We start from the raw sequence: 22,031 nt of genomic DNA on the forward strand, positions 1-22,031 counted from the left end.
GGGGCTCTCCGGGGTCGGGGGAAACCCCATTGAAGCGACTGGCTGTGCGCTGCGACAGGCGCAGAAAGGGCAGGGATGGGTCGATTTTTATCGCGGTGGTGGCAGACTACGCCCCCATTGCTACGCCCTGCTCGAGTCGATCCGGGGAGGATGTGGGCTGGGCTTTTCTGGTCGAGGATGCAGGGGCTGCTCGACCGGTCCATGGCAGGCAGCGGATGTGGATTAACTATAAGAAGCCACGAGGAAATCACGCATGAACAAGAAGCTGTTTGGCGCCGCCGCGATCGGCCTGGCCGCCACCCTGGGTCTGCCTTTGACGAGCCAGGCGGCCATCGAGGAAGGCAAGCTGGTCATCTGGATCAATGGCGACAAGGGCTACAAGGGTCTGGCCGAGGTCGGCGAGCGTTTCACCGCGGACACCGGGATCAAGGTCGAGGTGGCCCATCCGGACAGCGCCACCGACAAGTTCCAGCAGGCCGCCGCCACCGGCAATGGTCCGGATATCTTCATCTGGGCCCACGACCGTTTCGGTGAGTGGGCACAGAGCGGCCTGATCTCGCCGATCAACCCCAGTGCCAAGACCCGCGCCGAGAGCGAGGACTTCGCCTGGCAGGCGGTGACCTACGACGGCAAGCTGTGGGGCTACCCGATCGCCGTGGAGGCCACCGGGCTGATCTACAACAAGGCCCTGGTCAAGACCCCGCCCGCGAGCTTCGACGAGGTCATGGCGCTCAACGAGGAGCTGGCCAAAGACGGCAAGCGCGCCATCCTCTGGGACTACAACAACACCTACTTCACCTGGCCGCTGCTGGCGGCCAACGGCGGTTACGTGTTCGCCGAAGCCGACGGTGGCTTCGACGTGAGCAAGACCGGAGTCAACTCGGCCGGCGCCAAGCAGGGCGCCGCCACCCTCAAGGCGCTGATCGACCAGGGCGTGATGCCCAAGGGCGCCGACTACAGCGTGGCCGAGGCGGCGTTCAACAAGGGCGAATCGGCCATGTTCATCAGCGGCCCCTGGGCCTGGTCGAACATCAAGAAGAGCGGCATCGACTTCGGCGTGGCGCCGATCCCGGCGGTCGGCAGCGAGCCGAGCAAGCCGTTCAGCGGGGTGATGGCCGCGACCCTGAACGCCGCCAGCCCGAACCAGGCCCTGGCCGTGGAGTTCCTCGAGAGCTACCTGCTGCAGGTCGAGGGCCTGAGGACGGTGAATGCCGACGTGCCGCTGGGCGCGGTGACCCACAAGGCCTATATGGCCGAGCTGGCCAGTGACCCGCTGATCAAGGCGACCTTCGACAACGCCGCCATGGGTCGGCCGATGCCCAACGTGCCGGAGATGGGCGCGTTTTGGTCGGCCATGGCGCCAGCCCTGACCAACATCACCTCGGGCCGCCAGAGCGTGGATGCCGCCCTCGACGACGCCGCCAAGCGCATCGCCAAGTGAAACCCAGCCGCCACCGACGCCAGGCGTCGGTGGCGGACCTGCCTGAGGCTATAAGTAGATGTCAGCCCTTAACGAGCCTGCCGACCTGGCCGGTCTGCCCATGACCAAGAGTCTCACCCCGCCCTCGCTGCGCAAGGCCCTGCGCTGGTCGGTCTGGAGCCTGTTCAACGCCCTGGCGCTGTACCTGGTGGTGGCGCTGTATGCCCAGCAGCAGCTGGCTTTCGCCCTGCTCGGCCTGGTGGTCACCGGCATCGCCAGCTATGTGTTCATCAGCCGCCGTACCTACGCCCACCGCTATATCTATCCGTCGCTGGCCGGGATGCTGGTGTTCGTGATCTTCCCGCTGCTGTACACGGTCGGCATCGGCTTTACCAATTACAGCGCGAGCAACCTGCTGAGTTTCGAGCAGGTCCAGCGCTACCACCTGAATCAGACCTACCTGGCCGGCGAACGCTATGCCTTCGCCCTGCACCGCGATGCGGCCGGCGAGCTGCGCCTGCGGGTCGACCGGGGCGAACGGGGCGTGTTCGTCTCGCCGCCTCTGCTGGGCGACCCGGCCGTGCGTTCGCCGCTGCCGTTGCAGCCCGCCGAGGCTGAAGCACTGGGCGAGGCACTGCCGCTGCGCGAGGTGATCCAGCGCCGGGCCGAACTGGAGCAGTGGGCGCTGCGCGATGCTGAGGGCGAACTGCTGCGCCTGTACGGCCTGCGCGAGGTGGCGGCGGTCAAGCCGCTGTTCCGCCTGCTGGAGGGCGGTGACCTGCTCAATACCCGCAGTTCCGAGCGGCTTACCGCCGACCACGACAGCGGCTTCTATGTCGACAGCCACGGCAACAGGGTGGCGCCGGGCTTCACCGTGTATGCCGGCTGGAGCAACTTCGCCAGGGTGCTGGGCGATCCGAGCATCCGCGGTCCCTTCCTGGAAATCTTCGTCTGGACGGTGGTGTTCGCCGCCGGCACCGTGCTCTTCACCCTGATGCTTGGGCTGCTGCTGGCCAGCCTGCTGCAGTGGGACCTGGTGCGTGGCAAGCCGTTCTACCGGGTCATGCTGATCCTGCCCTACGCGGTGCCGGCCTTCATCTCGATCCTGGTGTTCCGCGGCCTGTTCAACCAGAACTTCGGCGAGATCAACCTGCTGCTCGACAGCCTGTTCGGCGTGCGCCCGGACTGGTTCAGCGACCCGACCCTGGCGCGCGGGATGATCCTGCTGGTCAACACCTGGCTCGGCTACCCCTACATGCTGCTGCTGAGCATGGGCCTGCTGCAGGCGATCCCCCGCGACCTCTACGAGGCCTCGGCGATGGACGGCGCCACGCCGCTGGACAACCTGCTGAAGATCACCCTGCCGCTGCTGATCAAGCCGCTGGCGCCGCTGCTGATCGCCAGCTTCGCCTTCAACTTCAACAACTTCGTGCTGATCACCCTGCTCACCCGCGGCGGCCCGGACATCATCGGCGCCACCACGCCGGCCGGCACCACGGACCTGTTGGTCAGCTACACCTACCGCATCGCGTTCCAGGATTCCGGACAGAACTTCGCCCTGGCGGCGGCCATCGCCACCCTGATCTTCCTGGTGGTCGGCGGCATGTCCTGGCTCAACCTGAAACTGTCGAAAGTCAAAGTCTGAGGAATCACCCCATGGCGATGGTGCAACCCAAATCCGTGAAATACCGCCTGTGGCTGACTCATGCCGGGCTGCTCGGCTTTATCGGCCTGATCCTCTTCCCGCTGCTGATGGTGGTGTCGATTTCCTTTCGCGAGGGCAACTTCGCCACCGGCAGCCTGCTGCCGGACAACCCGACCCTGGAGCACTGGTCGCTGGCCCTGGGCATTCCCTATACCCAGGCCGACGGCAGCGTGGTCAACCCGCCGTTCCCGGTGCTGACCTGGCTGTGGAACTCGCTGAAGATCGCCTTTATCAGCTCGCTGCTGATCCTCATGCTGTCGACCACCAGCGCCTACGCCTTCGCGCGCATGCGCTTCGCCGGCAAGGGACCGATCCTCAAGGGCATGCTGATCTTCCAGATGTTCCCGCCGGTGCTGTCGCTGGTGGCCATCTACGCCCTGTTCGACCAGCTCGGCCAGCACGCCAGCTGGTTGGGGGTGAACAGCCATGGCGCGGTGATCGTCGCCTCCCTGGGCGGCATGGCCCTGCACATCTGGACCATCAAGGGCTACTTCGAAAGCATCGACGCCTCCCTGGAAGAGGCCGCCATAGTCGATGGCGCCACCACCTGGCAGGCCTTCCTGTACATCCTGTTGCCGATGAGCGTGCCGATCCTCGCGGTGGTGTTCATCCTGGCCTTTATCACCAGCATCACCGAATACCCGATCGCCTCGGTGCTGCTGATGGACGTGGACAAGCTGACCCTGTCGGTCGGCGCCCAGCAGTACCTCTACGAGCAGAACTACCTGTGGGGCGACTTCGCCGCCGCGGCGGTGCTCTCCGGGCTGCCGATCACCGCGGTGTTTCTCTACTGCCAGAAGTGGATAGTCGGCGGCCTGACCGCCGGTGGCGTGAAGGGGTAGGGTGCGCCCTGCGCACCAGGGGGCCTGCATCGAAGCCCGCTTGTGACGTTCGGGTTGCGCTGCTGCCGTTTATTGGTGCGCGCGGCGCACCCTACGGGCGCCGGTGTATCGGGACTGGGTAGGGTGCGCCCTGCGCACCAGGGCCTGCATCGAAGGCCGCTTGTGGCGTTCGGGTTGCGCTGCTGCCGTTATTGGTGCGCGCGGCGCACCCTACGGGTTGACCGCGAGCGGCGTCGGGTAGGGTGCGCCCTGCGCACCATGGTGATGGCCGTCGCTGGGGCATAAGGTTTTTGCCCTATAGCGCAGACGCAAGCCTGCAACTTGGTTAGATTTCGACGCTACCCGAACAACCATAACTAACGGGAGACGTTTATGAATGCCTTGGCCTCGACGCCCATGCTGCAACCCCTGCCGCTGATTCCGGCCAAGTTCGCCGCGCCGGCAGTCCATCGCGGCCTGCTCGCCCGGCCACGTTTCGATGAGTGGTTGCAGCGCCTGCCCCAGGTGCGCTTGGCCGTGCTGCAGGCGCCCAGCGGGTTCGGCAAGACGGTGCTGGCCAGCCAGTGGGCCCAGGACTTCCTCGGCGCCGTGGCCTGGCTCAACCTCGACGGCAACGACAACCAGCCCCGGCAGTTCGGCCGCTACCTGGTCAACGCCCTGGATCGGCAGCTCGAGGCCGGTTGCCCGCAAGCCGTGGCCCGCGCCGAACTGGGTGAGGAGGGGCCGGAGAGCCTGCTCACCCGCCTGCTCGCCGAACTGCCGGCCGAGCACGCGCCGCTGCTGCTGGTGCTCGATGGTTTCGAGCAGTTGCGCAACGCCGAGGTGATCCAGGCGCTGCGCTTCTTCCTGCGCAACATGCCGGAGTGGTTGACCCTGCTGGTGTGCAGCCGCGGCCTGCCCGACCTGGGTGTCGCCGAATGGCGGGTCAAGCAGCAGCTGCTGGCCGTCGACGCCGTGCAGCTGGCCTTCGAGCACGACGAGGTGCAGAGCCTGCTGGAGCTGGGACTGCCGTTTGCCATCAACCGCGAGCAGATCGAGCGCCTCAACCGGCGTATCGGCGGCTGGCCCTGCGCCTTGCAGCTGGCCGTGCAGGAAGTGCAGACCGGGCGCGGCATGGACCTGTTCCTGGAAAGCCTGCAGCTCGGCCACCCCTATATCCGCGACTACCTGCGCGAGCAGGTGCTCGCCGGCCTGGGCGAGGCGACCCAGGACTTCCTCTATTCCACCTGCCTGCTGGAGCGCTTCAGCGCGGCCCTGGCCGATCGCCTGACCGCCACCTGCAACGGCCGCGAGATGCTCGAACAGCTGGAGCGCAGCGGGCTGTTCATCCAGCCGGTCGATGGCCTGCGTCAGTGGTTCGCCTACCATCCGCTGTTCGCCAGCTTCCTCAAGGGCGAGCTGCGCACCCACCAGGCGCCGCGCATCGCCGAGTTGCACCTGCGCGCCGCCGAGGCGCTGCTGGAGGAGCGGATGGCGGAGGAGGCGGCCGAGCACGCGGTGCTGGCCAACCACCCGCAGCGGGTCGAAGAGATACTCGTCAACCACGGTCGCCAGTTCTACCGCCAGGGGCGCCTGGAACTGCTGCAGCAATGCCTGCAGGTGCTGCCGGAAAACCGCGTCGCCGAGTCGCCGCTGTTCACCCTGCTGCAGGCCTGGTCATCGCAGAACCAGTACCAGTGTGATCAGGTCGAGCGCTGGCTGCAGGCCGGCGAGGCGGCGCAGAAGGGCCAGTACAGCCCCGAGCAATGGGTGCGCATCGAGGCCGACTTCAAGGCCGTGCGCGCCCAGGTGGCGATCAACCAGGGCAACCAGCAGCAGGCCATGGCCCTGGCCCGCGAGGCCCTGGCCTTCGAGCCGCTGACGATGCGCACCTCCAAGGTCGCGGCGATGTCGGTGCTGGCCGAGGCGCACTTCGTCCAGGGCGACCTGCAGCAGGCCCAGCAACTGCACGAGGACACCGTGCGCCGTGCGCAGCAGATCAATGCCGCGCACCCGGTGCTGTGGAGCCTCGGCCAGCTGTCGGAAATCGCCATCGCCCAGGGCCACCTGCAGAAGGCCTACAACCTGCAGGAGCGGGCGCTGCAATACATCGAGCAGGAAAAGCTGCCGTTGACCCCGATCATGGAGTTCATCCACCGGGTGCGCGGCCAGGTGCTGCTCGAATGGCACCACCTGGATGCGGTCGAACAGTGCGCCCTGCAGGGCCTGGAGCTGCTCGACCGGGTCGGCGACCACTGGTTCCTGCAGTGCTACGTGCTGCTGGCCCGGGTCGCCCACGCCCGCGGCCAGCAGAGCGTCTGCGCCGACTATGTCGGCAAGCTCAAGAGCCTGCTGGCGGCCGACGACTACCACATCGACTGGCAGGCCAATGCCCACGGGGTGATGCTCAGCTACTGGGAATCCACCGAGGACAAGGACAGCATCCGCCAGTGGCTGAGCACCGCGCCGCCGCTCAAGCCCGGCGCCAACCACTTCGCCCAGGGCAACGCGCGCAACCATGTACTGGCCTACCTGGCGCTGAACCAGGCCGAGCGCGGCTTGCCAATCCTGCGCCAGCTGCAGATCGACGCCGAGCGCCACCAGCTGGTGATGGACCAGAACCGCAACCACATCCTCCAGGCCATGCTCTACTGGCAACGCGAGGAGCGCCAGAGCAGTCTCGATCACCTGCATAAGGCCATGACCCTGGCCAGCGGCACCGGCGCCATCGGCAGTTTCCTGCGCCTGGGCAAACCGCTGATCGCCATGCTCAAGAGCCTGCAGCACGAACGCCAGCTCGACGAGCTGGAGCGCCAGCGCGCCGACCGCCTGATCCAGCTGGCCCAGCAGCAGCGCGACTTCAGCCGGGCGATCCGCATCACCCTCGACGAGGCGGTGATCCAGGACATCATCAACCGCCCGGATGTGCCCGAGCTGATCCGCCATTCGCCGCTGACCCGCCGCGAGTGGCAGGTGCTCAGCCTGATCCATGCGGGCCTTTCCAACGAGCAGATCTCCGAGCACCTGAACGTGGCGCCGACCACCATCAAGACCCACATCCGCAGCCTCTACCAGAAGCTCAACATCACCCAGCGCAGCGAAGCCGTGCAGCTGGCACGCAGCCTGCTGAGCAAGATCCAGGGCGAGTAAGGCGTAGGGTGCGCCGTGCGCACCGATTTGCTGGCGCTGGCGATTTCGAGTTGTGGTGCGCGTGGCGCACCCTACGGTAACCCACGGTTGTGCAGGTCCGCGTAGGGTGCGCCGTGCGCACCGATTTGCCGGCGCTGGCGATTTCGTGTTGTGGTGCGCGTGGCGCACCCTACGGTAACCCACGGTTGTGCAGGTCCGCGTAGGGTGCGCTGTGCGCACCGATTTGCTGGCGCGGGCGATTTCGAGTTGTGGTGCGCGTGGCGCACCCTACGGTAACCCACGGTTGTGCAGGTCCGCGTAGGGTGCGCCGTGCGCACCGATTTGCTGGCGCTGGCGATTTCGAGTTGTGGTGCGCATGGCGCACCCTACGGCTCCTGGGTTGTACGGGGCGCGGTAGGGTGCGCCGTGCGCACCGATGGGGTGATGGGGGCGGATTCGGGCATTGCTGGGTGTGCCGCGTCGTAGGCTCGGCGCCGATCTCCTCCTCCCCGATGCGCAAGAGCTACGCCGGCGAAAAAACGCCTGGGGAGGATGTGCGGGCAGGGCCACCTGCCTAGAGTGGCAAGCGTCATCACCCTCTATAAGGCTTTGCTGTATGGCAGTTAATCGCAAGGACTGGTGGCGCGGCGGCGTCATCTATCAGGTTTACCCGCGCAGTTTCTTCGACAGCAATGACGATGGCGTCGGCGATCTGCCCGGCGTGCTGGCCAAGCTCGACTACATCGCCAGCCTGAATGTCGATGCCATCTGGTTGTCGCCCTTCTTTACCTCGCCGATGAAGGATTTCGGCTACGACGTGAGCGACTATCGCGGCGTCGATCCGCTGTTCGGCAGCCTGGAGGACTTCCAGGCGCTGGTCGCCGCGGCCCATGAGCGTGGCCTGCGCATCATCATCGACCAGGTGCTCAACCACTGCTCGGACCAGCACGAGTGGTTCAAGGAGAGCCGCTCCAGCCGCACCAACGCCAAGGCCGACTGGTTCGTCTGGGCCGAGCCGAACCCGGACGGTACGCCGCCGAACAACTGGCTGTCGGTGTTCGGCGGTTCCGCCTGGTCCTGGGACGGGCGGCGCAAGCAGTACTACCTGCACAACTTCCTGGCCAGCCAGCCGGACCTGAATTTCCACTGCGAGGCGGTGCAGCAGCAACTGCTCGACGACATGGAGTTCTGGCTCAAGCTTGGTGTCGACGGCTTCCGCCTGGATGCGGCGAACTTCTACTTCCACGACCGGCAACTGCGCAGCAATCCGCCCAACCCGGACATCCGCGAGGGCGGCATCGGTGTGCGCGCCGACAACCCCTACGCCTACCAGCAGCACCGCTTCGACAAGAGCCAGCCGGAGAACCTGCCGTTCCTGCGCCGCCTGCGCGGGCTGATGGACCGCTACCCGGGCACCTCGACCGTGGCGGAGATCGGCTGCGACCAGTCGCTGCGCACCATGGCCGCCTATACCAGCGGTGGCGATACCCTGCACATGGCCTATTCCTTCGACCTGCTGACCGCCCAGTGCAGCCCGGCCTTTATCCGCCACACGGTGGAGAGCATCGAGCGCGAACTGGGCGACGGCTGGCCGTGCTGGTCGGTGGGCAACCACGACGTGGTGCGGGTGATAAGCCGTTGGGCGCTGCATGGCAAGGAGCAGCCGGCCCGCGGGCGCCTGTTGATGGCCCTGCTGCTGTCGTTGCGCGGTAGCGTCTGCCTGTACCAGGGTGAGGAGCTGGGCCTGCCGGAGGCCGAGCTGGCCTTCGAAGACCTGGTCGACCCCTACGGCATCCGCTTCTGGCCGGAGTTCAAGGGCCGCGACGGTTGCCGCACGCCCATGCCCTGGAGCAGCACCGCGCGCCATGCCGGCTTCTCCAAGGCGCAGCCCTGGTTGCCGCTGGCCGAGCCGCACCGGGCGCTGGCGGTGGACGTGCAGGAGTCGGACCCGCAGTCGATGCTCAATACCTACCGGCGTTTCCTCGCCTGGCGCCAGGCGCAGCCGCTGCTGATCGAGGGGGCGATCGAGATGCGCCACCACGACGACGGTCTGCTGGTATTCGAACGGCGCCTGGGCGAGCAGGCCTGGTTGTGCCTGTTCAACCTGAGTGACGCCGAGCGTCGCTACGACCTGCCGCTGATGGTCGAGCCGCTCGAGGACGTCCCCGCCAGCACTGCCGAGTTCCTCGGCAGCTGGGTACACTTGCCGGCCCACGGGTACGGCTTCGCCCGCCTGTTGGGCTGAGAGGAAAATAGCCATGGCCAGCGTCACCCTGCGCAACATCTGCAAGAGCTACGACGGTGCGGCGATCACCCGCAACATCGACCTGGATATCGAGGACGGCGAGTTCGTGGTCTTCGTCGGCCCCTCCGGCTGCGGCAAGTCCACGCTGTTGCGGCTGATCGCCGGGCTGGAAGACATCAGCGCCGGCGACCTGTTGATCGACGGTCAGCGGGTCAACGAGCTGCCACCCATGGATCGCTCGGTGGGCATGGTGTTCCAGTCCTACGCCCTCTACCCGCACCTGAGCGTGGCGGAGAACATGGCCTTCGGCCTCAAGCTGGCCAAGGTCGGCAAGGCCGAGATCCGCCGCAAGGTCGAGGCCGTGTCGCGCATCCTGCAGCTCGACCAGCTGCTCGAGCGCAAGCCCAAGGACCTTTCCGGCGGCCAGCGCCAGCGCGTGGCGATCGGCCGCACCATGGTCCGCGAACCCAAGGTGTTCCTGTTCGACGAGCCGCTGTCGAACCTCGACGCCTTCCTGCGCGTGCAGATGCGCATCGAGATTTCGCGGCTGCACCAGCGCCTGAAGTCGACCATGATCTACGTCACCCACGACCAGGTCGAAGCCATGACCATGGCCGACAAGATCGTGGTGCTCAACGCCGGCGAGATCGCCCAGGTCGGCGCGCCGCTGGAGCTCTACCATTACCCGCAGAACCGCTTCGTCGCCGGCTTCATCGGCTCGCCGCAGATGAACTTCCTGCCGGTGCGCGCCCTCGGCGCCGACGCCGACGGCGTCGAGATCGAGCTGCCCGGCGCCTGCCGCATGCGCGTGCCGGTCGATGGCAGTGCCGTGCAGGTCGGCGAGGCGCTGACCCTGGGCGTGCGCCCGGAGCACTTCGTCGCCGCCGAGCAGGCCGACTTCGCTTTTACCGGCGAGATCGGCGTGGCCGAGCGCCTGGGCGACCACAACCTGATCCACCTGAGCCTGGAAGGGGTGGCGGAGCTGATCACCCTGCGCGGCGACGGTAACGCGCGGGTGGCGGCGGGCCAGCGCTACGCCGCCGGGCTGATGGCCAACAAGTGCCACCTGTTCCGTGCCGACGGCCAGGCCTGCGCGAGGCACTACCGCGAGCCGGCGATCCATGGCTGAGCGCGGACGCGCGGTTCAGCAGTAGCGTTGCAGCGCATCGGCCAGGTCCTTGGCCAGCAGAGCGTCAGGGGCCCGGGCTTGGTCGCCGGCGCGGTACTTGCCGGTCTGCACCAGGCAGGCCTGCAGGCCGGCGCGCTGCGCGCCCAGCACGTCGCTCTCGACATCGTCGCCGATCATCAGCGCCTGCCCGGCCGCCACGCCGAGCTCCTCCAGGGCCCCGGCAAAGAAAGCCGGCGAGGGTTTGCCGAGCACCTTGGCCTGCACCCCGGCGGCGTACTCCAGGGCGCGGACGAAGGGCCCGGCGTCCAGGCGCAGTGCGCCCTGGTAGCGAAAGTAGCGGTTGTCGCCCATGGCCAGCAGCGGCGCGCCGTCCAGCAGCAGGTGGAAGGCCCGCTCCAGGTGGGCGTAGTCGAAGCGCTCGGCGGCATCGCCGATGACTACCGCATTGGGCGCCGGCAGTTCCAGCAGGTCGGCGAATTCGGCTTCAAGGTTGCGGTGGATCAGGCAGTAGGGGCGCAGGCCATGCGCCTGCAGGTAGTGACGCATGGCGCGCGGTGCGCTGTAGATCTCCTCGGGCTGCAGGGCATAACCCATGGCGAGGAGCTGGCGATGGATCTCGGCGGCGGTCAGGCGCGAGGTGTTGGTCACGAGGCGCAGCGGGTAGCCCTTGGCCTGCAGGGTCCGGACCGCCTGCACCGAGCCGGGTATCGCCTGGGTGTCCTGGTAGAGCACGCCGCTGATATCGAGCAGCACCGCCTGTGGCATCGGCCTATTCTCTCGTGGGTATCGGTCCTGGCGCGTCAGCGCCTTCTACAGCGATAGCACAGCTTGTCCGCGGCTGCCGTCTGCGCGCGCCCGCGGGGAGTGGTCTAGGGTTGCTGACTGGCCGGTGGAAAACGGCCAGCCGCTTGCCTCGATCGACCGCGGGGCAGGGCAACCAGGCGACAGGTGAGCGCCGGGCTGGTGCTCCCCAACAACCCGATGAGGAAACACGACATGCGTTTTATGGTGATGGTCAAGGCCACAGCCGATTCCGAAGCCGGTGTGATGCCCAGCGAAGAATTGTTGGCCGCCATGGGGCGTTACAACGCGGAGTTGGTCGAGGCGGGGGTGTTGCAGGCCGGCGAAGGTCTGCACCCCAGCAGCCGGGGCGCGCGGGTGCGGTTTGCCGGTAGCCAGCGCAGCGTGGTGCAAGGCCCCTTCCCGGAAACCCGGGAGCTGATCGCCGGCTTCTGGATCTTTCAGGTGGAGTCCTTGCAGGCCTGCATCGACTGGGTCAAGCGTTGCCCCAACCCCATGCCGGGTGACTCGGAGATCGAGATTCGTCAGTTGTTCGAGGCCGAGGACTTCGGTGAGGCACTCACGCCAGAGTTGCGCGAGCAGGAAGAACGCGTGCGCGCGCGCACCGAACACCAACCGCGAGGAAATAAAGGATGAAGATCAATAGCTATCTGTCGTTCGACGGCCAGTGCGAGGCCGCCTTCAGGTTCTACGCCGAGTGCCTGGACGGCAAGCTGGACACCCTGATGCGCTACGGTGAAAGCCCCATGGCCAAGGACGTTCCGGCGCAGTTCCATGAGCGCATCATCCATGCCAGCCTGAAGCTCGATGACCAGGTGTTGATGGGCTCGGACAGCATTCCGCTGCAATGCCCTTACGAGGGGATCAAGGGCTGTTCGGTCTGCCTGCAGGTGGACAACGTCCCCCAGGCGGAGCGCCTGTACGCCGCCCTGTCGGCAGGAGGGGCGGTGCAGATGGAGCTGCAGGCGACCTTCTGGGCCGCGCGCTTCGCCATGTTCACCGACCGTTTCGGCGTACCGTGGATGATCGACTGCGAGGTAGACAGCCAGATGGGCTGAGCCGTCCAGCGGGTGCCCCATCAGGCACCCGCTGGCCCTGGCCCTAGACGGCCAGCAAGGCCTCGCGCTCGGGCAGTGGCTCTTCGGCCACCCCGGCGAGGAACTCGTCGCCCCAGCGGCGGATGTCGTTGTAGCTGACGATATCGAACAGCTGGCGCAGGCGCGCCTGGGCCTCGGCCTTGGGCAGGTTCAGCGCCAGGTAGCAGCTCTGCACCAGGTCAGCCGGGTCGTGCGGATTGGTCAGCAGGGCACCCTTGAGTTCGGCGGCGGCGCCGGCGAACTCGGAGAGCACCAGCACGCCGCTGCCACCGAGCAGGCCCTGGGCTGCGACGAACTCCTTGGCCACCAGGTTTAGGCCGTCGCGCAGCGGGGTGATCCACATGACGTCGGCCATGGCGTACCAGGCGCTGACCTCCTCGAACGGCAGGCTGCGGAAGAAGAACTGCAGCGGCGTCCAGCCGATGCGGGCGAAGCGCCCGTTGATCCGCCCGACGGCCTGCTCGATCTGCCCCTGCAGCTCGTCGTAGATGGTCATTTCCTTGGCCGCCGGCACGCAGACGGTGACCAGGGTGACCTTGCCGAGCAGCTCCGGGTTTTCCGCCAGCAGGCGCTCGTAGGCGTTGAGCTTCTCCAGGATGCCCTTGGTGTAATCCAGGCGTTCGACCGAGAGGATCAGCTTGACCCCGGACAGCTCCTCGCGCAGGCGGGCCATCATGTCGAGGATCTTCGGGTTGTCCAGGGCGCTGCGGACCCGGTCGATGTCCAGACCGACCGGATGGGCGCCCAGCTTGACCACCCGGCTGCCGGTATCCACGGCGGTGGTCATGCGCTCCAGGCCGACCGCGCAGCCGTAGGTGATGAAGCGCGGCGCGCAGTTCTGCCGGCTGACCGTCTGCAGCGGCGTGACGCCGCGGGCCACGTCGACGAAGTTCTCCACCTGGCGCGGGATATGGAAGCCCACGTAGTCGCACTGCAGCAGGCTGCCGATGATCTGCCGGCGCCACGGCAGCACGTTGAACACGTCCGCCGAGGGGAAGTAGGTGTGGTGGAAGAAGGCGATGCGCAGGTCCGGGCGCAACTCGCGCAGGTAGGCCGGGACCATCCACAGGTTGTAGTCGTGCAGCCACACGGTGGCGCCTTCCGCGGCCTCCAGGGCGGTGCGCTCGGCGAACGCGCGGTTGACCTTGCAGAACACCTGCCAGTCGTCCTCGTTGAAGGTGGCGCGCTCCCAGAAGGTGTGCAGGGTCGGCCAGAAGGCTTCCTTGGAGAAGCGCTTGTAGAAGACGTCGACATCCGCCTTGCTCAGCTTGACCCGCGCAGCGGTGAGCTTGGGGTAGCGCTCGGCATCCACCGGCGTATGGGTATCGAAGGGCTCATCGTCGTCCTCGTGTACCGCCCAGGCGATCCAGGAGCCCGGCCGGCCGTCGCCGAAGAAGCTCAGCAGGGTGGGGATGATGCCGTTCGGCGAGGTCGGCCGGCGACGCTGCAGCTTGCCGTCGGCGCCGCGATGCTCCTCGTAGGGCAGGCGGTGGTAGACCATCACCAGTTCGGCGTTGCCGGGCTGGGCCGCCTTGCGGCGTTCGGCGGCGATGCCGTGTTCGCCGAGGAAACCGAAGTGGGCGAAGGCCTCGAGGATGCCGCCGCAGCCCGGGCGCTCGGCGTGCAGGGTGAGCGAGTGCTGGGCGGTGGCTTCGAGCAGGCCTTGTTCCGACTGGCCAACACAGACGCCCTTGAACGGGCCGCTGAGCATGGACAGGTCATTGAGGGTGTCGCCGGCCGCCAGCACCTGGTCGGCCTCCAGCTCCAACCAGTCGGCCAGGGCCTTGAGGCTGCTGCCCTTGTTCACCCCCTGGGGCAGGAAGTCGAGGTAGCGCTCGGCCGAGTACAGAAGGTCGCAGCCCAGGGCCTGTGCGGCCTCCAGCAGGGCCGGATTGGCCGCCTGTTCCGGCGTGCAGAAGTAGGAGCAGCGGCGGGCCTGGGGCACGTCCTGGCGCTCCAGCTCGAAGCCCTCGATGGCGCTGGCTACCTGGCTCTCGCCGGGCCACAGGGCATCCACCGCGCTCTGCAGCGGCTGGATCGGCTGCAGCGTATCGCCGTGCACCAGGCTGGCGCCGACGTCGGCGATGATGAAGTCCGGCTGCGGCAGCGTCGGGTCCGCCAGCAGCGGCAGCACCGCTTCCAGGCTGCGCCCGGTGACGTAGGCCAGGCGGATGTCCGGGTGGGCGGCAATGGTCTGGTAGAGGCTCAGGCGATCCTCGGGATCGCCGGCGAGAAAGGTTCCATCGAGATCGGTAGCAAGTAGCATGCGCTGTCTCCCTGTCCATGAGTGGGTGCAGTTGACGCGCCGACGTGGGCCGACGAGCTATGAGCCTAGTGATGCATTGCTGCGCGATTATGGCGCGGCAGGCATTGGGCTCTGCGTGTTGGGCAGTCGCGCCTGGGAAGGCGGCTGCCGGGTTTGTCGCAGGCGCTGGCGAACCGGCGCCTACGGAGATTCGGCCAAGGGCTCCTCGGCGTGCGGCTCGGCGTCCGCCGCTGGTGCGTCGGGCATCAGCTCGAGCACCGTATGGCTGGTACGCAGCATCGGCACGAAGTGCGCGTGCTCGCCGCTGACCAGGTCACTGACGTGACGCAGGCGATAGATCGTGTAGGCGGCCAGCAGGGCCAGCACCGCGGCGAAGAACAGCGGCAGCGCCTGGGCGCCGAGCTGCTGCATCAGCACCCCGGCGAGCAACGGCCCGCAGACGGCGCCGACGCCGTTGACCATCAGCAGGCTGCTGGAGCCGGCGAGGATTTCATCGCTGTGCAGCTGGTCGATCAGCTGCGCGACCGCCACCGGGTAGATGGCGAAAGACAGGCCACCGAACAGGAAGATCAACCCGAGCAACGGCCGGCCGGCCGGCAGCAGGCTCATCAGCAGGGATACCAGCACAGCCAGGATCACCACCCAGAGCAGCACCAGGCGGCGGTCGTGCTTGTCCGAGTAGAGTCCGATCGGCCATTGCAGCAGGGCGCCGCCGAGGATCGCGCTGCTCATCATCAGGCCCACGCCGGTGGCATCGAAGCCGCTCAGGCTGGCGTATACCGGCGCCATGCCCCAGAAGGCGCCGAGGGCGAGGCCGGACAGGCCGGCGGCGGCGATCGACAGCGGGGCGATGCCGAGCAGCTGACGCAGATTGGTGTGCAGGGTATCCGGCACGCTGGGCTGGCCCTGGCGGGTCAGGGTGATGGGCATCAGCGCGGCGCTGATCAGCATCGCCGCGAGGGCGAACAGCATGAACTCGCCGGGTTCGGCCAGGCCGAGCAGCTGCTGGGCGGCGGCCAGGGCGCCGAGGTTGACCGCCATGTAGATGGCGAACACCTGGCCGCGCTTGTCCGCGGGGGCCTGGGCGTTCAGCCAGCTCTCGATGACCATGTACAGGCTGACCAGGGCCAGGCCATAGAGCACGCGCAGGCCCAGCCAGACCCAGGGATCGACCAGTAGCACATGGAGCAGGGCGGTGATGGCGGCGAGCGCTGCGCAAAAGGCGAACGCACGGATGTGCCCAACGCGGCGCACCAGCGGGATCGCCAGCCAGGTGCCGAGGAGGAAGCCGACGAAGTACCCGGACATGATCAGTCCGAGCATTGCGGTGGAGTAGCCTTCGGCGACACCACGCAGCGTCAGTAGGGTATTGAGCAGGCCATTGCCGAGCAGGAGTAACGCGACCCCGCTCAGCAACGAACTGATAGGGGCAATTTGAGACCACATGGCGGACTACCCTAGGGAAGTAAGTCCTCGATAGCAAGCATGAATCGCGCCAGTGACTGCCGGGTGTGTTGTGTAAGTTATTGTTATATATCGAAAAAATAACTGACAAAAGGCGCCTTGATTTATTTTTTGGCCGATTGTGCACCGCTATGGTGCGCGCATGCCTCAGTCATTCTCGATTTTCAGCGGTTTCAACGCAGGGGGCGACAGCGGCGCGGCCTGGTTGAAGCGCTCGATCATGCCGTTGATTTCTTCGCGGTCGCGGCGGTTGCGGATATGCACCGCCGCGGTCTCCACGACGCTGCGCGCGTGGCGTACCAGGTCCGCCTGGTGGTGGGCGCGGGGCTGCTGGTAGAGCAGGTTCTTGAAGGCCTGCAGCAGGCTGGTCAGGACATGGGGGTCGCAGCTGCCGTAGGTCCTGAGCGGGCCGAAGATCAGTTGCAGCAGCTGGTCCAGCGACAGTTCGAAGAAGAACAGTCGCGGCGGCCCGTCCGGCAGCGGCGATACGTCCAGGTCGGGCAGCTCCATGCGCTTGCTGAACAGCACGGTGAGCATGTCGATGGCGGTGATGGCGGTGCCCGGGTCGTTGATCCCGGGGCTCAGGGCCTTCACCGCGATCTCGGAGATATGTTTGCAGCCGAACACGTAGTGGGAGCTGGCGTATTGTTCGACGAAGAAATCGAAGCAGTCGCGCAACTGCGCGCACAGGTCCTCGTCGACCTCGCGGTCCAGCTTGAACAGCGGGTGCCCGGCCATGACGAAGAAGCCGCGATGGATCAACACCACCATGCGCAGGTCGTTGTCGACCAGCAGTTCGTTGAGGGTGCCGGTATTGAGCTCCTTGAAGTAGCCGCTGCGCTGGGCGTCGACCGTGGCCCAGCCCTCGTCGGCCGGCCAGGACGGCGAGTCCTGGCACTCGAGCAGCTTGCGGGCGTTGCTGTCGAGTTTCTCCTGGGTCGTGACGTAGAGGTTGTTGAGGATGTGTTCGACCTGGATCGACAGCGAGATCGAGCGGATGAAGTCGACGAACAGTCCCAGGCAGGCAATGCCCAGGCCCAGGGTCACCAGTACGCCCAGGCTGGGGACGCGCTCGCTGTTGCCCTGCTCGATGGTGGTGATCAGCAGCAGGGCGTAGACGATGGTGCCGAGGTAGAAGCCCAGGGTCTTCTGGTGCCCCTTGCTGCTGATCAGCCCCGGCACGACCCGCGGCGAGAGCGCCGCGGAGGCGTTGTTGAGTACCACCATGACCATCGAGAAGCTGAACACCATCAGCGACATCACCCCGCCCACCAGGGTGCCGAGGATCAGCCGCGCGTTGTCGGCATTGCGCACCAGGCCGATATCCAGATGGGCCTTGAGGGCCATCAGCCAGGGCTGGTACTCGATGGCGATATTCAGCAGGCCTGCCAGCAGGAAGGCCAGGGAGATCAGCGTCGGATAGAACGCCAGGCTGTGGATGGTGCGCAGGTAGATGCGAAACAGCAGGTTGGCTGGTTGGACCACGGGACTTTCCGTTTCGGTGAGGACAATGCCTCGAAGGATAGTCGAGCGCTGGGCCGTGCCAGGAAAAGCCGGCACGCGGCCGGCTTGCTCAGGGTGGTGTCAGGCGCAGACGGTGGCGATGGCTGCGGCCAGTTGCTCCAGCCGGCGGGCATCCAGGCCGGCGACATTGGCCCGACCCGAGCCGACCATGTACACGCAGAACTCGTCGCGCAGGCGTTGCACCTGTTGGGGCGACAGGCCGGTGTAGGAGAACATCCCGCGCTGCTCGGCGATGTGGGCGAAGCGCTCGGCCAGGCCGTGGGGGCGCAGGGCTTCGACCAGGCCCTGGCGCAGGCTGGCGACGCGCTGGCGCATGGCGTTCAGCTCCTCCTGCCACAGTGCCTTGAGGGCCTCGTCGTCGAGGATGCTGGCGACCACCGCGGCGCCGTGGGCCGGCGGCGTGGACCACAGGTTGCGGGCGATGTAGGCCAGCTGGCTGCGCACATCCAGGAGCTTCTCCGCGTCCGCCGCGCAGACCAGCAGGGCGCCGGTGCGTTCGCGGTAGAGGCCGAAGTTCTTCGAGCAGGAGCTGGTGATCAGCAGTTCCGGCAGCGCCTCGGCAAACAGGCGCACGGCCCAGGCGTCCTGTTCCAGGCCGGCGCCGAAGCCCTGGTAGGCGAAGTCGATCAGCGGCAGCAGTTCACGGGCCTTGACCACCTCCAGCACCCGGCGCCAGTCGTCCTGGCTCAGGTCGAAACCGGTGGGGTTGTGGCAGCAGGCGTGCAGCAGCACCACGTCGCCCTGGGGCAGGCGGCCGAGGGCATCGAGCATCGCCTCGACATCCAGGCGGTTGTCGGCGCCGACGTAGGGGTAATGGCCGACGCGCAGGCCGGCTTCGGCAAACAGGCTTTCGTGGATCGGCCAGGTCGGGTCGCTCAGCCAGATGCCACGGCCGGGCAGGCAGTGGCCGATGAAGTCGGCCGCCAGGCGCAGCGCGCCGGTGCCACCGGGTGTCTGGCTGGCGGCGGCGCGGCCTTCGGCGAGTGCCGGGCTGGCGGTACCGAGGACCAGTTCGGCCAGGCGAGCGGTGAACAGCGCATCGCCATGACCGCCGATATAGCTCTTGGTGGTCTCGCGCTCGACCAGGCGCTGCTCGGCCAGGGTAACCGCCCGGGGGATCGGCGTCAGGCCCTGGGCGTCCTTGTACACGCCGACACCCAGATCGAGCTTGGCCGGATTGCTGTCGGCGCGGAAGGCTTCCATCAGCCCCAGAATGGGGTCGCCGGGAACCCGCGCGATCTGGCCGAATTGCCTCACTTGCGGCCCTCCGCGCTGCTAGCCACCTGGTCGGTGCGTGCGGCCATGATGAAGTCGTTGCGATGCAGGCCGCGGGCCTCATGGCTCCACCAGGTCACGGTGACCTTGCCCCATTCGGTGAGCAGCGCCGGATGATGGCCTTCTTCCTCGGCGATCGCGCCGACGGCGTTGCTGAAGGCCAGGGCGTGGCGGAAGTTCTTGAACAGGAAGACCTTCTCCAGCTCCATGTGATCGCCGCGGGTTTCGATGTTCCAGTCGGGGATCTGCTTGATCAGCTCGGCCAGCTCCTCGTCGGATACCAGCGGGGCGCCGGCGCGGCAGGCTTCGCAGTGGGCTTGGGCAAGGCTCATGGGGATTCTCCAGGGCAAAGGGGGGTTATGGGGTAGGGCGGAAAACCGCAACGGGTTTTCCACCTTGGGTTCAGAGGGTGGAACAGACCGCCGTCGGTTTCCACCCTACGCCGCTTTGGGCGGGAATTTCGGGGCGTGCAGGCCCATCTGCATGGCCCGGTGGACCAGTGCCATGATGTCCTCGTGGGCCAGCTCGAACAGACGCTTGAGTTCCGGCAGGACGAAGTACAGCGGCTGCAGGATATCGATACGGTACGGCGTGCGCATCGCCTCCAGGGCGTCGAAGGACTGGTGCTCGGGCTCAGCGGACAGGCAGTAAACGGTCTCCTTGGGCGAGGAGAGGATGCCGCCGCCGTAGATCTTGCGGCCCTGGCTGGTGTCGACCAGGCCGAACTCGATGGTCATCCAGTACAGCCGCGCCAGGTACACCCGCTCTTCCTTGCTGGCCTTGAGGCCAAGCTTGCCGTAGGTGTGGGTGAATTCGGCGAACCAGGGGTTGGTCAGCAGCGGGCAGTGGCCGAAGATCTCGTGGAAGATGTCCGGTTCCTGCAGATAGTCCAGCTCTTCCGGGGTACGGATGAAGGTGGCCACCGGGAATTGCTGGCTGGCCAGCAGCTCGAAGAAGGTCTGGAAGGGGATCAGCGCCGGCACGCGGGCGACCCGCCAGCCGGTGGCTGCCAGCAGCACCTTGTTGATCTCGTCGAGCTGGGGGATGCGTTCGAGCGGCAGGCCGAGCTGGTCGATGCCGTCCAGGTACTCCTGGCAGGCGCGCCCTTCGACTACCTTGAGCTGCCGGGTGATCAGGGTGTTCCACACCTGATGCTCGGCGTCGCTGTAGTGGATGAAGCCGCTTTCGTCCGGTTTGCGGGCCACGTACTGCGTGGATTTCATCGCTGCCTCCTGAGGGGGCCTTGTTGTTGTGTTGGACTATGGATATCCCAGGATGTGCAATTTCGCAGCTGCCCCCGTGTCGCCTGAGGCGGGTCGTGCTCGGATTTTTGTAAAGAATAGATTACGACGTCGGCGACATGGCTCGGCGTCTTCTTGCTGTCGGGTATATCCGTCACATATTCTTGACGGAAATTAAGGCTGAGCGCGCATTTCCATGGCCTTCAGCCCACCAAAACGCCGTCTTCGGGGCCCTCATGCGTATCAAAGTCCACTGCCAGAACCGTATCGGCATCCTGCGCGACATCCTCAACCTGCTGGTCGAGTACGGCATCAACGTGGCCCGCGGCGAGGTCGGCGGCGAGCAGGGCAATGCCATCTACCTGCACTGCCCGAACCTGATCAACCTGCAGTTCCAGTCGCTGCGCGCCAAGTTCGAGGCGATTCCCGGGGTCTTCGGCGTCAAGCGCGTCGGCCTGATGCCCAGCGAGCGCCGCCACCTGGAGCTCAATGCGCTGCTCGGTGCTCTGGACTTTCCGGTGCTGTCGATCGACATGGGCGGCTCCATCGTCGCCGCCAACCGCGCCGCTGCGCAGCTGCTCGGCGTGCGGGTGGACGAGGTGCCGGGGATTCCGCTGTCGCGCTATGCCGAGGATTTCGACCTGCCCGAGCTGGTGCGGGCCAACAAGTCGCGGATCAACGGCCTGCGGGTCAAGGTCAAGGGCGACGTGTTCCTCGCCGATATCGCGCCGCTGCAGACCGAGCACGACGAAAGCGATGCCCTGGCCGGGGCGGTGCTGACCCTGCACCGCGCCGATCGCATCGGCGAGCGCATCTACCATGTGCGCAAGCAGGAGCTGCGCGGCTTCGACAGCATCTTCCAGAGCTCCAAGGTGATGGCCGCGGTGGTGCGCGAGGCGCGGCGCATGGCGCCGCTGGATGCGCCGCTGCTGATCGAGGGCGAGACCGGCACCGGCAAGGAGCTGCTGGCCCGCGCCTGCCACCTGGCCAGCCCGCGTGGCCAGTCGCCGTTCATGGCGCTCAATTGCGCCGGGCTGCCGGAGTCGATGGCCGAGACCGAGCTGTTCGGCTATGGCCCCGGCGCCTTCGAGGGCGCGCGACCGGAGGGCAAGCTCGGCCTGCTCGAGCTGACGGCTGGCGGCACCCTGTTTCTCGATGGCGTCGGCGAGATGAGCCCGCGCCTGCAGGCCAAGCTGCTGCGCTTCCTGCAGGACGGCTGCTTCCGCCGGGTCGGCAGCGACGAGGAGGTGTACCTCGACGTGCGGGTGGTCTGCGCCACCCAGGTCGACCTGTCCGAGCTGTGCGCCAAGGGCGAGTTCCGCCAGGACCTCTATCACCGACTCAACGTGCTCAGCCTGCATATTCCGCCGTTGCGCGAGTGCCTGGACGGCCTGGCGCCGCTGGTCGAGCACTTCCTCGACCAGGCCAGCCGACAGATCGGCTGCCCGCTGCCCAGGCTGGCGCCCCAGGTGCTGGACAAGCTCGGCCACTACCACTGGCCGGGCAACGTGCGCCAGCTGGAGAACGTGCTGTTCCAGGCCGTGTCGCTGTGCGAAGGCGGCACGGTCAAGGTCGAGCACATCCGCCTGCCCGACTATGGCGCCCCTCAGCCGCTGGGTGACTTCTCCCTGGAGGGCGGCCTGGACGCCATCCTCGGGCGTTTCGAGAAGGCCGTGCTGGAGCGCCTGTACCAGGATCACCCGAGCAGCCGGCAGTTGGGCAAGCGTCTCGGTGTGTCGCACACCACCATCGCCAACAAGTTGCGCCAGCATGGCCTTGGCAAGGAATAGAGGGTCGCGCTATTGGCGCTGAACGAGTGCGTTTGCACCTCATCGGCTTTCCTGTCGCACCAGGGTCCTAGCGTCGGCTTGCCCAGGGCGGGGCGGTCAGATCCTGTTAGACCTTGGTGTAATG

The 22,031-nt window shown here is 66.7% G+C and carries 16 protein-coding genes; 9 read left to right on the top strand and 7 right to left on the bottom strand.

The genetic code is table 11. From position 1 onward, the window contains the following. Window positions 1-253: 253 nt before the first annotated feature. From malE to malK, 6 genes are all read left to right on the top strand, one after another. Window positions 254-1,441, top strand: a complete 1,188-nt coding sequence (gene malE, locus LPB260_RS15000; RefSeq protein ID WP_208706608.1) for a maltose/maltodextrin ABC transporter substrate-binding protein MalE — start codon at window positions 254-256, stop codon at window positions 1,439-1,441. Window positions 1,442-1,499: 58 nt separating this feature from the next. Beyond that, window positions 1,500-3,065: a maltose ABC transporter permease MalF gene (gene malF / locus LPB260_RS15005; RefSeq protein ID WP_208706609.1), complete on the top strand. Its 1,566-nt coding sequence runs from the start codon at window positions 1,500-1,502 to the stop codon at window positions 3,063-3,065. An 11-nt stretch (window positions 3,066-3,076) separates the two neighbouring features. Continuing rightward, on the top strand, window positions 3,077-3,967 hold the full coding sequence (gene malG, locus LPB260_RS15010) for a maltose ABC transporter permease MalG (protein WP_208706610.1): 891 nt from the start codon (window positions 3,077-3,079) through the stop codon (window positions 3,965-3,967). 372 nt (window positions 3,968-4,339) lie between these two features. After that, a complete protein-coding gene (gene malT / locus LPB260_RS15015; RefSeq protein WP_208706611.1) occupies window positions 4,340-7,096 on the top strand; it encodes an HTH-type transcriptional regulator MalT in 2,757 nt (918 codons plus the stop codon). A 595-nt stretch (window positions 7,097-7,691) separates the two neighbouring features. Further along, window positions 7,692-9,320, top strand: coding sequence for an alpha-glucosidase (locus tag LPB260_RS15020; protein WP_208706612.1), 1,629 nt, complete (start codon window positions 7,692-7,694; stop codon window positions 9,318-9,320). Between the two features lie 13 nt (window positions 9,321-9,333). Continuing rightward, window positions 9,334-10,449 (top strand): maltose/maltodextrin ABC transporter ATP-binding protein MalK, encoded by a 1,116-nt coding sequence (malK, locus tag LPB260_RS15025; RefSeq protein ID WP_208706613.1) that lies wholly within the window; start codon window positions 9,334-9,336, stop codon window positions 10,447-10,449. Window positions 10,450-10,464: 15 nt separating this feature from the next. Here the strand turns inward: malK and LPB260_RS15030 are convergent, their stop codons facing one another. Beyond that, the gene (locus tag LPB260_RS15030) at window positions 10,465-11,214 is read right to left on the bottom strand and encodes a TIGR01458 family HAD-type hydrolase (protein WP_208706614.1); all 750 of its coding nucleotides are present in this window, start codon (window positions 11,212-11,214) and stop codon (window positions 10,465-10,467) included. Between the two features lie 231 nt (window positions 11,215-11,445). Here LPB260_RS15030 and LPB260_RS15035 point away from each other — a divergent pair, with 231 nt between their 5' ends. Continuing rightward, window positions 11,446-11,886: a YciI family protein gene (locus tag LPB260_RS15035; protein ID WP_208706615.1), complete on the top strand. Its 441-nt coding sequence runs from the start codon at window positions 11,446-11,448 to the stop codon at window positions 11,884-11,886. Continuing rightward, on the top strand, window positions 11,883-12,308 hold the full coding sequence (locus LPB260_RS15040; protein ID WP_208706616.1) for a VOC family protein: 426 nt from the start codon (window positions 11,883-11,885) through the stop codon (window positions 12,306-12,308). The genes LPB260_RS15035 and LPB260_RS15040 overlap by 4 nt, the downstream gene beginning before the upstream one ends. Before the next feature lie 43 nt (window positions 12,309-12,351). Here LPB260_RS15040 and ggpS read toward each other — a convergent pair whose 3' ends face one another. The 6 genes from ggpS to phhA form a co-directional block, all read right to left on the bottom strand. Beyond that, entirely contained in the window at window positions 12,352-14,613 is a 2,262-nt protein-coding gene (gene ggpS / locus LPB260_RS15045; protein ID WP_208706617.1) for a glucosylglycerol-phosphate synthase, read from the bottom strand. Between the two features lie 180 nt (window positions 14,614-14,793). Further along, window positions 14,794-16,059, bottom strand: coding sequence for an MFS transporter (locus LPB260_RS15050; RefSeq protein ID WP_208706618.1), 1,266 nt, complete (start codon window positions 16,057-16,059; stop codon window positions 14,794-14,796). A gap of 165 nt (window positions 16,060-16,224) precedes the next feature. Continuing rightward, the gene (locus LPB260_RS15055; RefSeq protein ID WP_208706619.1) at window positions 16,225-17,562 is read right to left on the bottom strand and encodes a DUF2254 domain-containing protein; all 1,338 of its coding nucleotides are present in this window, start codon (window positions 17,560-17,562) and stop codon (window positions 16,225-16,227) included. A 99-nt stretch (window positions 17,563-17,661) separates the two neighbouring features. Then, entirely contained in the window at window positions 17,662-18,858 is a 1,197-nt protein-coding gene (locus tag LPB260_RS15060) for an amino acid aminotransferase (protein WP_208706620.1), read from the bottom strand. Then, the gene (locus LPB260_RS15065; protein WP_208706621.1) at window positions 18,855-19,208 is read right to left on the bottom strand and encodes a 4a-hydroxytetrahydrobiopterin dehydratase; all 354 of its coding nucleotides are present in this window, start codon (window positions 19,206-19,208) and stop codon (window positions 18,855-18,857) included. The genes LPB260_RS15060 and LPB260_RS15065 overlap by 4 nt, the downstream gene beginning before the upstream one ends. A gap of 105 nt (window positions 19,209-19,313) precedes the next feature. Further along, window positions 19,314-20,099: a phenylalanine 4-monooxygenase gene (phhA, locus tag LPB260_RS15070; protein ID WP_208706622.1), complete on the bottom strand. Its 786-nt coding sequence runs from the start codon at window positions 20,097-20,099 to the stop codon at window positions 19,314-19,316. A gap of 254 nt (window positions 20,100-20,353) precedes the next feature. Between phhA and LPB260_RS15075 the strand changes: the two genes are divergently transcribed. Further along, window positions 20,354-21,907 carry a sigma-54-dependent transcriptional regulator gene (locus tag LPB260_RS15075; RefSeq protein ID WP_208706623.1) on the top strand — a complete coding sequence of 518 codons (1,554 nt, stop codon included), beginning with the start codon at window positions 20,354-20,356 and terminating at the stop codon, window positions 21,905-21,907. Window positions 21,908-22,031: the final 124 nt, after the last annotated feature.

It is taken from the genome of Pseudomonas sp. LPB0260, assembly GCF_013388395.1.